The organism is Streptomyces sp. NPDC006687, from assembly GCF_040636215.1.
In the GTDB taxonomy this organism is placed as follows: domain Bacteria; phylum Actinomycetota; class Actinomycetes; order Streptomycetales; family Streptomycetaceae; genus Streptomyces.
This window is the reverse complement of record NZ_JBEYJJ010000005.1, coordinates 46,171-58,257: the sequence shown is the minus strand read 5'-3', so window position 1 is coordinate 58,257 and position 12,087 is coordinate 46,171. Positions and strand designations below refer to the sequence as shown.

Here is a 12,087-nt window from a genome sequence, read left to right as displayed (position 1 = left end):
TGCGGGCGGAGGCGGGGGCGGGAACGGCCGCCCGCGCGGCCGGTGCGGCCCTCACGGGGCGCCCGGGGGGAGGAACGGGAGCCCCGACGGGGCGCCGTCCTCGATCAGGCGCAGCAGCGCGGCGGTGTCGGCGTGTTCCTCGATCAGGTCCCCGAGGAGGTCCAGCTGTTCCTCCCGCAGCGCGGCGAACGAGGTGTCCGGGGCCGGGACGAATCGGCGCCCGGCGGCCGCGGCGACCTCCCGCAGGAACGCCCGGCGGAAGCCGTCGGACTCCAGCGAGCCGTGCCAGTGGGTACCCCACACCGACCCGACCCGGCACCCGTCCAGGAAGGGCTCGCCGCCCAGGACTTCGGCCACCCCGTGGTGGATCTCGTACCCCGAGACCTCCTCGCCCAGCGCCGTGCCGGCCGGCCGCTCCAGGGTCTTCTCGGCGGCGAAGCGCACGCGCACCGGCAGCAGCCCCAGGCCCGCCACCGAGCCCGCCTTCGACTCGACCTCGTCCTCGATGTGCTCGCCCAGCGCCTGGAAGCCGCCGCAGACCCCCAGCACCGGACGCCCCTCGGCGGCCCGCCGGGCCAGCGCCTCGGCCAGCCCGCGCTCGCGCAGCCACTCCAGCGCCTTCACCGTGCCCCGCGTCCCCGGGACGACGACCAGGTCCGCGTCGGCCAGCTCCTCGGCCCGGTCCACGAACCGCACCACCACGCCCGGTTCGGCCGCGAGCGCGTCCACGTCGGTGAAGTTCGACATCAGCGGCACCGCGCACACCGCGACCCGCAGCACGTCCTCACCGACCGGCGGGGCCACCACGGACTCGCGGACCGCGCCCCGCAGCGACACCCTCAGGCCGTCCTCCTCGTCGATGCCCAGCCCGTGCCGGAAGGGCAGCACCCCGTACGTGGCCCGGCCCGTCAGACCGCGCAGCATCTCCATCCCGGGTTCCAGCAGGGACACGTCACCGCGGAACTTGTTGACCAGGTACCCGGCGATCAGCGACTGGTCCTCGGGCGACAGCAGGGCCGTCGTCCCGAAGAAGGAGGCGAAGACCCCGCCCCGGTCGATGTCGCCGACCACCACCACCGGCAGCCGCGCGGCCCGCGCGATGCCCATGTTCACGATGTCGGTCCGGCGCAGGTTGATCTCGGCCGGACTGCCCGCCCCCTCGCAGATCACGGCGTCATACGTGCCCCGCAGCTGCTCCAGGCAGTCCGTGACGATGCCGAGCAACTGCTCCTGGCGGCCCCCGTGGTAGCCGCGGGCGCTCATCTCGCCCACCGGCTTGCCCAGCAGCACCACCTGGCTGCTGCGGTCGCTGCCGGGCTTGAGCAGGACCGGGTTCATCAGCGCGGTCGGCTCCACCCGGGCGGCCTGGGCCTGCATCGCCTGTGCCCGGCCGATCTCCGCCCCCTCACGGGTCACGAAGGAGTTCAGCGACATGTTCTGCGCCTTGAACGGGGCCACCTTCACCCCCTGGCGGACCAGCCAGCGGCAGATGCCCGCCGTGACCACGCTCTTGCCCGCGTCGGACGTCGTCCCCGCGACCAGCAGACCCCCGCCGCGCCTCGTACCGCCGCTCATGCCCGTCCCCTCTTCGTCCTCGCCGCAGCCACGGCGCAGCGGACGGCCACGCAGGCGCCCAGCGCCAGCCAGGTCACCCGGCGCGACAGCCGCACCGCCCGGTCGATGTCCGCGACCTCGACCGGCCGCCCCCGCTCGCCGTTCAGCACGGCCCGGTGCTCGGCCCGTCCCGCGTAGGAGAGGGTCCCGCCCAGCCGGACGCCGAGCGCCCCGGCGAAGGACGCCTCGACCGGGCCGGCGTTGGGGCTGGGGTGGGCCGCGGCGTCGGCGCGCCAGGCCCGTACGGCCCCCCGTCGGTCGGGACCTGCGGCCACGGCGGCGAGCGCCGTCAGCCGGGCCCCGGGCCAGCCGGCGAGGTCGTCCAGCCGGGCGGAGGCCCAGCCGTAGCGCAGGTAGCGGGGCGACTTGTGGCCCACCATCGCGTCCAGGGTGTTCACGGCGCGGAAGGCGAGCAGCCCGGGCACCCCGGCGACGGCGCCCCACACCAGGGCGCCGACGACCGCGTCCGAGGTGTTCTCCGCGACCGACTCCACGACGGCCCGGGCCATCTGCTGCCCGTCCAGGGCCTGCGGGTCGCGCCCGCACAGGTGGGGGAGGCGCTCGCGGGCCACCTCGGTGTCCCCGGCGGCGAGCGCCCCGCCGATGGCGCGGGCCTCACGGCCGAGGGAGGTACCGCCGACGACGGCCCAGGTGGCCGCGGCGGTCAGGGCGATGCGGGCGGCGGCGGGCCGGGAGCGCACGGCGCGCGCGCCCAGCGCTCCGACGGCGGCCGCGCCTCCGGCGCATACGAGGGTGTGCAGGACGCCCCGGGCGCGGTCGTCGCGCCACAGGGCGCGCTCCACGGCGGCGGCGGCTCGTCCGAAGGCGGCCACGGGGTGCCCACGGCGCGGATCCCCGAGGATCCGGTCGCCGATCAGGCCCGCCGTGACGCCGTACGCGAAGACGCGGTCGGCACGCATGGTGGCAGGTATGTCCTCACTCAGGGTCCGCGCCCTGGTTCGACGTGTCCGGCGGCGAGAGTTCCTGGCTCCCGGGGCGCACGCGCCGCGTGCGCTGCCCGGTGACAGTGGCGGGACCGCGCCGGATTCGCACCGGACTTCCTCTCCATGCCGCCGTGATGGCTCGGGCAGTCCACCACGCCCCGCGAACGCCCGTCAACTTACCGTTGACCTGCGGTGGGACGGGGGGCGACCGGCGGGATGCCGGGGACCGCCGGTACGCGAAAGCTCCCCCCGGATTCCCGGGGGGAGCTTCGTACGCGGTGCCGCCGCGCCGGGACCGGTGGTCTCAGGCGACGATCAGGTAGATCCCGTAGGCCACGGCCGCCGCGCAGAGCGCGAAGCAGGCGTAGGCGCCGCTGCGGGCGAGGGCTGCGGCGCCGCCCTGCTCGGTGGCGGCCTCGTGCTTGGACAGGCCCACCAGGCCCAGGCTGAAGAGGGCCACGAGGGCGACGGTCGCGGTGAGGCTGACCCCGAAGACGGAGCCCAGTGCTGCCCAGTCGATCTTCATACTGCCGATTCCCCTGTCGTTCTCGGGATCAGACCGCGGCGGCCGGAGCCGCCGGGGTCGCCGCGGTCGCCGTGGCGGCCGGGATGGTGGCCTTGAGGTCCTCGTCGGTCACCGCGGCGGTGGTGCCGGCGGCCGGGGGGACGGTCACGGCGGCGATGGCGGTGGTGACCACGCCCGGCTCGTCGGCGCCGGCCTCGGTGACGTTGGTGTGGTCGACGACCTGGCGGCGCGAGATCAGCCAGATGGCCACGCAGGAGGCGACCAGGAAGAGCGCGACGGCGACGACGCCGATGTCACCCGTACGCATGACCAGCTCGGCTCCCGCGGAGACCAGGGCGGCGGCCGGCAGGGTCAGGCCCCACGCGACGAACATGCGGGTGGCGGTGGACCAGCGGACCACACCGCCCTTGCGGCCCAGGCCCGCACCCATCACCGCGCCGGAGCAGGCGTGGGTGGTGGAGAGGGAGAAGCCGAGGTGGGAGGAGGCCAGGATGACGCTCGCGGCCGAGGTCTGGGCGGCGAAGCCCTGCTGCGGGTGCAGGTCCGTCAGACCGCTGCCCAGGGTGCGGATGATGCGCCAGCCGCCCAGGTAGGTGCCCAGCGCGATCGCCGTGCCGGCGGAGACGATGACCCAGACCGGGGGGTTCGAGCCCGGGGCGAGGGCGCCGCCGGCGACCAGGGCCAGGGTGATGATGCCCATCGTCTTCTGCGCGTCGTTGGTGCCGTGCGCCAGGGAGACCAGACCGGCGGAAGCGATCTGGCCCGCCTTGTAGCCCTTGGCGGAGGTCTTCGCGCCCACCTTGCCGTTCAGCCGGTACGTCAGCTTGGCGGCCAGCATCGCGGCCACACCGGCCACGATCGGCGCGGCGACGGCCGGGATGAGCACCTTGGTGACGACCACGCTGCCGTTGACCGCGCCGAGGCCGGCCGAGGCGACCGCGGCACCGATCAGGCCGCCCATCAGGGCGTGGGAGGAGCTGGAGGGCAGCCCGACCAGCCAGGTGACCAGGTTCCAGAGGATCGCGCCGACCAGCGCGGCGAAGATCACTTCGGGCTGGATGCCCTCTTCGTTGATCAGGCCCTTGGAGATCGTCTTGGCGACCTCCACGGACATGAACGCGCCGACGAGGTTGAGCACGGCGGACATGGCCACCGCGGTCTTGGGCTTGAGAGCGCCGGTCGAGATGGTGGTCGCCATCGCGTTGGCTGTGTCGTGGAAACCGTTCGTGAAGTCGAACACGAGAGCGGTGATGATCACGATCCCGAGGAGAAGCGTTATGTGCTCCATTTACCCAGGCTTCTGTTTGGCGTCAGTGGTTCGGCGACCGTAGGCAACCTGGGTGAACGGAAGATGAACTGGCCGGGGCGGGCCGGTGTCCCCGGAGCGCCTCCCATCAGGCCCTTCGTCCCGATTCTTTCGTAGTTATCGCCATTCATGCACGTCAGCACCGGGCAAACGGAACCTTCCGAGCACGGTCGCGGGCTCGTTGCGGCCCCCCTCGGCGACGGTAAAGAGAGGTAGATCACTGCACGGCCGGGAGCGCCCTCCGGTGGCCGCCCCGGCCTCACGCACCGACACTGGAGCGGTGCGTACCGCCACTGCGACGGCCGCGGCCGTCACGACGACCCTGATCGGTGCCGGAGCGGCCGCCGTCCTGGCGGGCCGGTACGCCGCCGACGCCGCCCTCAGGCCCGAGCCCGGCCACCCCCTGCCCGGCAGCCCCCGCCTCAGCGTCCACTCCGCCGAGGGCGACCAGGTGGTGCTCACCCGCTCGCTGGGCTCCCTGCGCCCCGGCGTCCACGGGCTGATCGCGCCCGGGGTGCACGCCGCCGTCGGACCGGTCCTCGACGGCGTCCCGCACGACCCCGCCACCGTCGTGCGCCGCCTCCTGCGCGTCACCCACGGCGCCCTCGAACCCGGCACCCGCGTCACCCTCACCCCGCAGGTCCACTGCGGCAACCCGCGCACCGCCCTCGGCCTGGAGCACGCCGACGTGGACGTCCCCGGCGAGCTCGGCCCCCTCCCCGCCTGGTTCGTGCCGGGGGCCCGGGAGACCTGGGTGATCACCGTCCACGGGCTCGGCGCCGGCCGGGAGCACCCGATGGTGGTCATGCCCTTCCTGCACGCCCTCCGCATCCCGGTGCTCTCCCTCGCCTACCGCGGCGACCTCGGCGCCCCCGCCTCCCCGGACGGCCTGGGCCACCTCGGCGAATCGGAATGGCGGGACCTTGACGCCGCCATCCGCTACGCCGTGCGCTACGGGGCCCGGCGCGTGGTCCTGCACGGCTGGTCCACCGGCGCCGCCATGGCCGTACGCGCCGCCGAGCGCTCCGCCCTGGCCGGCCGGATCGCCGGGATGGTGCTCGACTCACCCGTCCTGGACTGGCACACCACCCTCCGCAACCTCCTCGCCGCCCGCCACACCCCGGCCCCGCTGGTGCCGTTCGCCGTCCGGGCCGCCGAGAGCCGCGCCGGGCTGCGCGCCGACCACCGGGCGCCCTTCGCGGACCCCGGCGCGCTGCGCGTCCCCGTCCTGCTCTTCCACGGGCCCGACGACACCCTCGCCCCCTGGGAGCCCTCCCGCCGGATCGCCGCCGCCCGCCCCGACCTCGCCACCCTGCACACCGTCCGCGACGCCGCCCACGGGGCGATGTGGAACGCCGACCCGGGCCGCTACGAGGAGGCGCTGCGGCGGTTCCTGACCCCGCTCATGTGACCCTCCAGCGGGAAATGACCCGTTCCGTTTGGGCTTTCGGCCAATGACGGGCGAGACTGCTTCCGTGACGTCCCGAAAGCCTGATGAGCAGTTGGCTCGCGACTCCAGACTCCGACTCGTCTCCCCGCGCTCCGTGGCCACGGCGCGCAAGGCGGTGACCGACCGGCGAACCCGGCCGGCCACCCGGCCGCCGGCGGGCACCCCCGCCACGGCAGACCTGGCGAACCGGGCCCGCGCCTCCCTGACCGACGCGGTACGGCTGGCCCGCTGGGCCGAGGTCAACCTCGGCACGGGGGAGGGCGGACGCCCCGCCCCCGCCGGCGCCCTCCCCGCCGCCGACGTCGAACGGGCGGCGGCGGAGCTGTGCCTGACGCACGGCCAGATCCGCGTCGGCTGGGACCGCGCCCGGCTCTCCGGACTGGTCGAGGTGCACGGCGGCCACGCCCGGCCCGGCTGGCGGCTGCGGGCCTGGGACCGGGACGACACCGCCGTACTGCGCGGCTGGGTCGCCCTCTTCGACGCCTGGTCCCTCGTCCATCCGGCCCCCGCCGACATCACCCCCTCGGCCGTCGCCGAGGTGGTCGAGGCGATGCCCCAGCTGCTCTCCCTGCTCCAGCTGTCCGCCGGCCCGGTGACCGTCCCGGACCTGTTGGACCTCCTCGGGCAGCGGGTCACCGAACTGCGCGACGAGCGCTGCGAGGTCCCCTACGACGCCGAACCCGCCGCGGACACCGCCGAGCCGCGCCCCCTCCCGCTCGCCCGCCTGCTGCGCTGGGCGCTGGGCGGGCTCGCCGCCGTGGACGCCGTCACCCTCGGCCCCGCCCAGGCCGCCCTCACCCCGCTCGGCAGCTGGGCCGTCTGGGTCAAGCTGGAACAGATCTGCGTCGCCGCCCAGAGCCCGGCCGGGAACATCGAGCAGTCCGCCGCCGCCATGCTGCACGGCTGTGCCCGGCTCACCCCCGGCCCGGCCCGCGCCGAGTACCGGGCCTGGCTCGCCGCCCGGCCCGTCGGCCACGCCGTCAGCGAGCTGCTCCAGGCCGCCCGCGGTGAGGACGCGCTGCTGCGGGGCCTCGCCTTCGAGGCCCTGCGCGTGGTCGGCGCCCCCGCCGAGCCCGAGGTGCGCGCGGCCGTACGGGAGCCGGCCCTGCGCCCCTACGCCCTGCTCTGGCTCGCCGAGCACGACGGGGTGGACCCGGAGGACGCCCAGGAGGTCCTCACGCCCGAGGAATCCACCTGGCTCTGGGTGGACACGGCCGCCGCCATCGCCGACCACGGCGAGGCCGAGCTGCTCGCCCGCCACCTCGACTCCGCCGTCCGCACCACCGTTCCCCGCCTGCTGGACGAGGTCCGCGCCGTCGGCCACCCGCGCACCGTGCAGGTCCTGGTCGCGCTGGCCGCCGCCCACCCCGACCCGGCCCTGGCCAAGGCCGTCCGGCGGGCCGCGTTCCAGGTCCACACCGGCGGCGCCTGAGCCCCGGCCCCGCCGCGCGCCCGCCCCTGCGCCGGGGGCGCGGGCGCGCGGCGCCGGGTCAGAGCTGGGGGGCGTACGTGCCGAAGCTCCAGACGTTGCCCTCGCCGTCCCGGGCCATGTAGTCCCGGGAGCCGTAGTCCTGGTCCGTGGGCGGCGCCAGGATCTCCACCCCGTGCTCGACGGCCCGCAGGTGGTGGGCGTCCACATCGTCGACCACCACGTAGACACCGGCGGGCCCGGCGTTCTCCATGATCTTGTCGAAGCTGCCGCCCCGGCCCTTGCTGCCGAGCATCACCACACCGTCGCCGTACGCCAGCTCGGCATGCATCACCGAGCCGTCCTCACCCTCGTAGACCGCGACCTGGCTGAACCCGAACGCCTCGGTCAGCAGCTTGATGGCCCCCTTCGCGTCGCGGTAGAGCAGCGTGGGACAGATGGACGGAACGCCTGCCATGACGATCACTCCCTCTCGTGACGATGACCCAAGTGATCCACGTCACAGCATGGCAGGCGCCGCCGACACTCAGCGGAAGGTGTCGCACTGGGCCATGTCGCCCGTGCGGTAGCCCTGGTAGAACCACTGCTGCCGCTGCTGCGCCGAGCCGTGGGTCCAGGACTCCGGGGCGACCCGCCCCTGGAACCTCTCCTGGATCCGGTCGTCGCCCACCGCGGCGGCCGCGTCCAGCCCGTCCCGGATGTCGTCGTCGGTGAGGCGGGTGATCAGCGGCCGCCCCGTGGACTCGTCGGGGGTCCGCGTCGCGTTGTGCGCCCACACCCCGGCGTAGCAGTCGGCCTGGAGCTCGACCTTCACCGCGTTGCTGTTGGCGCCCGTCTGGCCGTTCTGGGAGCGCGCCAGCGTCCCCGTCAGGTTCTGGATGTGGTGCCCGTACTCGTGGGCGATCACGTACGCCTGGGCGAAGGGGCCGCCCGTCGCCCCGAACTTGCTCCGGAGGTCCTCGAAGAAGCCCAGGTCCAGGTAGACCTGCCGGTCGGCGGGGCAGTAGAAGGGGCCGACCGCTTTGGTGGCCGCCCCGCAGGCGGTGTTCACCTGGCCGGAGAAGAAGACCGTCGACGCCGGGACGTACTTCCCGCCGCGCCGCTGGAACTCCTGCCGCCAGTAGTCCTGTGTGCTGTTCACCACGGCGACGAGCCGGCAGTCCTCGCGGGTGTTGGCGTCACGGCCCTTCCTGCAGCTCTGCTGTACCTGCGCGGCCGAGGAACTCGTCGCGACCGGCTGCGGACTGCCGTCGGACAGCCCCAGCTCGTCCGGCCCCACCCCGAAGAGCAGCCCCAGGACCAGCGCGATCAGCCCGACCACCCCACCGCCGATCGTGGCCCGCCCGCCCGGGACGCGGCTGCCGCGCTCGTCCCTGACCTCGGACGTGTCCAGATCGGCGTCGTCGTCGAACTGCATGTCCCACCGCCCTCCACGCGTGGCCAACCCCTTCATCCTGATACGTGCCCCGCCCGCCCGGAGCGACCCCTGGGCCGAACGGATGAGGGCCGGGGCTCGAAAAGTGGTTGCGCACCCCCGTTAGAATGGCTTCATGGCAAATCTCCTCGCGGATTAGCGGCGTCGAAGAACGCGCGTCCCGCCAGCCTCTTCCGCCGTCCATACCGCCCTGGAGTATTTCCGTGATCACCGCCACCGGCATCGAGCTGCGCGCCGGCGCCCGCGTCCTCATCGAGTCCGCTTCCTTCCGCATCGCCAAGGGCGACCGCATCGGCCTCGTCGGCCGCAACGGAGCGGGCAAGACCACCCTCACCAAGTGCCTCGCCGGCGAGGGCCAGCCCGCCGGCGGCACCATCACCCGCTCGGGTGAGGTCGGCTACCTCCCGCAGGACCCGCGCACGGGCGACCTCGACGTCCTGGCCCGCGACCGGATCCTCTCCGCCCGCGGCCTCGACGTCCTGCTCAAGAAGATGCGGATGAACGAGGAGCGCATCGCCACCGGCTCCGGCGCCACCCGCGAGAAGGCCATGCGCCAGTACGAGCGCCAGGAGACGGAGTTCCTCACCAAGGGCGGGTACGCGGCCGAGTCCGAGGCCGCGACCATCTCGGCCGCCCTGAGCCTGCCCGACCGGGTCCTCGGCCAGCCGCTGCACACCCTCTCCGGCGGTCAGCGCCGCCGCGTCGAGCTCGCCCGGATCCTCTTCTCGGACGCCGACACCCTGCTCCTCGACGAGCCCACGAACCACCTCGACGCCGACTCGATCGTCTGGCTGCGCGACTACCTGAAGAACTACCGCGGCGGCTTCGTCGTGATCTCCCACGACGTCGACCTCGTCGAGACCGTGGTCAACAAGGTCTTCTACCTCGACGCCAACCGCTCGGTCATCGACATCTACAACATGGGCTGGAAGCTCTACCAGCAGCAGCGCGAGGCCGACGAGAAGCGCCGCAAGCGCGAGCGCCAGAACGCCGAGAAGAAGGCCGCGGCCCTGAACTCGCAGGCCGACAAGATGCGCGCCAAGGCGACCAAGACCGTCGCCGCCCAGAACATGGCCAAGCGCGCCGAGCGCCTGCTCTCCGGCCTGGAGGCCGTCCGCGCCTCCGACAAGGTCGCCAAGCTGCGCTTCCCGGACCCGGCGCCCTGCGGCAAGACCCCGCTGACCGCCGAGGGCCTGTCGAAGTCGTACGGCTCCCTGGAGATCTTCACCGACGTCGACCTGGCCATCGACAAGGGCTCCCGCGTGGTCATCCTCGGCCTCAACGGCGCCGGCAAGACCACCCTGCTGCGCCTGCTGGCGGGCGCCGAGCAGCCCGACACCGGCCAGGTCACCCCCGGCCACGGCCTCAAGCTCGGCTACTACGCCCAGGAGCACGAGACGCTCGACCCGGAGCGCACGGTCCTGGAGAACATGCGCTCCTCCGCCCCCGATCTGGACCTGGTCGAGGTGCGCAAGACGCTCGGCTCCTTCCTGTTCTCCGGCGACGACGTGGACAAGCCCGCGGGCGTCCTCTCCGGCGGCGAGAAGACCCGTCTGGCCCTGGCCACCCTGGTCGTCTCCTCCGCGAACGTGCTGCTCCTCGACGAGCCCACCAACAACCTCGACCCGGCCAGCCGCGAGGAGATCCTCGGCGCGCTGCGCACCTACAAGGGCGCCGTCATCCTCGTCACCCACGACGAGGGCGCCGTGGAGGCCCTGGAACCGGAGCGGATCATCCTGCTCCCGGACGGGGTCGAGGACCTGTGGGGCCCGGACTACCGGGACCTCGTCGCCCTCGCCTGAGCCCCCGCGCCGGGCCGGTCCCGTCCCGTATGGATCATTCGGCGCAGACGTGATCCATCATCTGAGTGAGACGGTCTCGTACCGTCGCGCTCTGTACAGCGACCCCGGCCGCCTCCTTCCGGAGCCGCGTCCGGGGTCGGCTGTTTCCCGCTTCCCGCCCCTGACCTGGTGATTCCCCTCCGTGACGGAGGTATGTGACGCAGGTCATTCAGCGGAAGATGAGATTCCGTTCTGCTCGGGTGTCCACGGGCTGAGAAATGCCGTGGGACCGACCTTGCTGAATGGGTGGCCAGGAAGCCGGGGAGGGGTGATCATGAGAAGTCCAGAGCGCACTTCCCATGAGGAGGCACGGGTGGCCGAGACTCTGAAGAAGGGCAGCCGGGTGACCGGCGCCGCGCGCGACAAGCTCGCGGCAGACCTGAAGAAGAAGTACGACTCCGGTGCGAGTATCCGGGCGCTGGCCGAAGAGACCGGCCGGTCCTACGGGTTCGTCCACCGAATGCTCAGTGAGTCCGGAGTCACGCTGCGTGGTCGCGGTGGCGCGACGCGCGGCAAGAAGGCGGCCGCGGCCTGACCCTGGCCGACCAGGCCGGGGCCGTGCCGGAGCCGTCCGACAGCTCCGTTCCGTTCTGTACCACGTTGTCATGGTTTCTTCGGTGACCCCCGGTCGACCCCGTGGTCGGCTGGGTGGTTACTGTGCAGTCACTTGGGCCGGGAGTCCGGCCACGACTGCACACCGGAGGCACCTGATGGCTCTGCTCGACAAGGATGGCGTACGGCTCACCATCGACGACACGGTCGCCACGGTGACACTGACCAATCCGGCCAAGCGAAACGCTCAGTCCCCCGCGCTCTGGCGGGCGTTGGCGGAGGCCGGACGGTCGCTGCCCGGCACGGTCCGGGTGGTCGTGCTGCGCGGTGAGGGCAAGTCCTTCTCCGCAGGGCTCGACCGGCAGGCGTTCACCCCCGAGGGTTTCGAGGGCGAGCCGTCCTTCCTCGATCTGGCGCGCGGTTCCGACGAACTGCTCGACTCCACGATCGCCGAGTACCAGGAGGCGTTCACCTGGTGGCGGCGCAATGACATCGTCTCCATCGCCGCCGTGCAGGGGCACGCCATCGGCGCCGGCTTCCAGCTCGCGCTCGCGTGCGATCTGCGGGTCGTCGCGGAGGACGTGCAGTTCGCCATGCGCGAGACCAGCCTCGGACTGGTCCCCGACCTGGCGGGCACCCAGCCGCTGACCGCCCTGGTCGGCTACGCCCGCGCCCTGGAGATCTGCGCGACGGGCCGCTTCGTGCACGCCGAGGAGGCCGAGCGGGTGGGCCTGGCCAACCTGGTGGTCCCGGCCGATGAGCTCGACGCCGCCGTCCAGGACCTCGCCACCGCCCTGCTGGCGCCGCCGCGGGACGCCGTCATCGAGACGAAGGCCCTGCTGCGGAGTGCGGGCTCCCGCTCCTACGACGACCAGCGCACCGCCGAACGCGCCGCCCAGGCCCGCCGCCTGCGCGACCTCGCGGGCCTTTCCGACTGACCCGCACGCCCCGGACGGGGCCGTCGGCGGGGCTGGGACAGCCCCGCCGACA

Annotated in this window: 11 protein-coding genes and 1 riboswitch; of the genes, 5 read left to right on the top strand and 6 right to left on the bottom strand. The window is 73.5% G+C overall.

What is annotated here, in order from left to right:
• Positions 1–51: 51 nt before the first annotated feature.
• The 4 genes from ABZ716_RS08180 to ABZ716_RS08165 form a co-directional block, all read right to left on the bottom strand.
• The gene (locus tag ABZ716_RS08180; RefSeq protein ID WP_358957523.1) at positions 52–1,575 is read right to left on the bottom strand and encodes a cobyric acid synthase; all 1,524 of its coding nucleotides are present in this window, start codon (positions 1,573–1,575) and stop codon (positions 52–54) included.
• The gene (locus tag ABZ716_RS08175) at positions 1,572–2,534 is read right to left on the bottom strand and encodes a cobalamin biosynthesis protein (protein WP_358957521.1); all 963 of its coding nucleotides are present in this window, start codon (positions 2,532–2,534) and stop codon (positions 1,572–1,574) included. The genes ABZ716_RS08180 and ABZ716_RS08175 overlap by 4 nt, the downstream gene beginning before the upstream one ends.
• A 58-nt stretch (positions 2,535–2,592) precedes the next feature.
• A riboswitch (cobalamin riboswitch) is annotated at positions 2,593–2,679 on the bottom strand.
• A 183-nt stretch (positions 2,680–2,862) separates the two neighbouring features.
• Positions 2,863–3,084 carry a hypothetical protein gene (locus ABZ716_RS08170; protein ID WP_358813867.1) on the bottom strand — a complete coding sequence of 74 codons (222 nt, stop codon included), beginning with the start codon at positions 3,082–3,084 and terminating at the stop codon, positions 2,863–2,865.
• A gap of 28 nt (positions 3,085–3,112) precedes the next feature.
• Entirely contained in the window at positions 3,113–4,372 is a 1,260-nt protein-coding gene (locus tag ABZ716_RS08165) for an inorganic phosphate transporter (protein ID WP_358813868.1), read from the bottom strand.
• Between the two features lie 298 nt (positions 4,373–4,670).
• On the opposite strand from ABZ716_RS08165, the gene ABZ716_RS08160 reads away from it, so the two are divergent.
• On the top strand, positions 4,671–5,801 hold the full coding sequence (locus ABZ716_RS08160) for a hypothetical protein (RefSeq protein ID WP_358957519.1): 1,131 nt from the start codon (positions 4,671–4,673) through the stop codon (positions 5,799–5,801).
• A 154-nt stretch (positions 5,802–5,955) separates the two neighbouring features.
• A complete protein-coding gene (locus tag ABZ716_RS08155; RefSeq protein ID WP_351883628.1) occupies positions 5,956–7,272 on the top strand; it encodes a hypothetical protein in 1,317 nt (438 codons plus the stop codon).
• A 58-nt stretch (positions 7,273–7,330) separates the two neighbouring features.
• Here ABZ716_RS08155 and ABZ716_RS08150 read toward each other — a convergent pair whose 3' ends face one another.
• Positions 7,331–7,726 (bottom strand): VOC family protein, encoded by a 396-nt coding sequence (locus ABZ716_RS08150; RefSeq protein WP_351890880.1) that lies wholly within the window; start codon positions 7,724–7,726, stop codon positions 7,331–7,333.
• Positions 7,727–7,795: 69 nt separating this feature from the next.
• On the bottom strand, positions 7,796–8,686 hold the full coding sequence (locus ABZ716_RS08145; protein ID WP_358957516.1) for a neutral zinc metallopeptidase: 891 nt from the start codon (positions 8,684–8,686) through the stop codon (positions 7,796–7,798).
• 221 nt (positions 8,687–8,907) lie between these two features.
• Between ABZ716_RS08145 and ABZ716_RS08140 the strand changes: the two genes are divergently transcribed.
• From ABZ716_RS08140 to ABZ716_RS08130, 3 genes are all read left to right on the top strand, one after another.
• On the top strand, positions 8,908–10,506 hold the full coding sequence (locus ABZ716_RS08140; protein WP_351890884.1) for an ABC-F family ATP-binding cassette domain-containing protein: 1,599 nt from the start codon (positions 8,908–8,910) through the stop codon (positions 10,504–10,506).
• A gap of 352 nt (positions 10,507–10,858) precedes the next feature.
• The gene (locus tag ABZ716_RS08135; RefSeq protein ID WP_007263382.1) at positions 10,859–11,080 is read left to right on the top strand and encodes a helix-turn-helix domain-containing protein; all 222 of its coding nucleotides are present in this window, start codon (positions 10,859–10,861) and stop codon (positions 11,078–11,080) included.
• Positions 11,081–11,255: 175 nt separating this feature from the next.
• Positions 11,256–12,035 carry an enoyl-CoA hydratase/isomerase family protein gene (locus ABZ716_RS08130; RefSeq protein WP_358813871.1) on the top strand — a complete coding sequence of 260 codons (780 nt, stop codon included), beginning with the start codon at positions 11,256–11,258 and terminating at the stop codon, positions 12,033–12,035.
• Positions 12,036–12,087 lie beyond the last annotated feature (52 nt).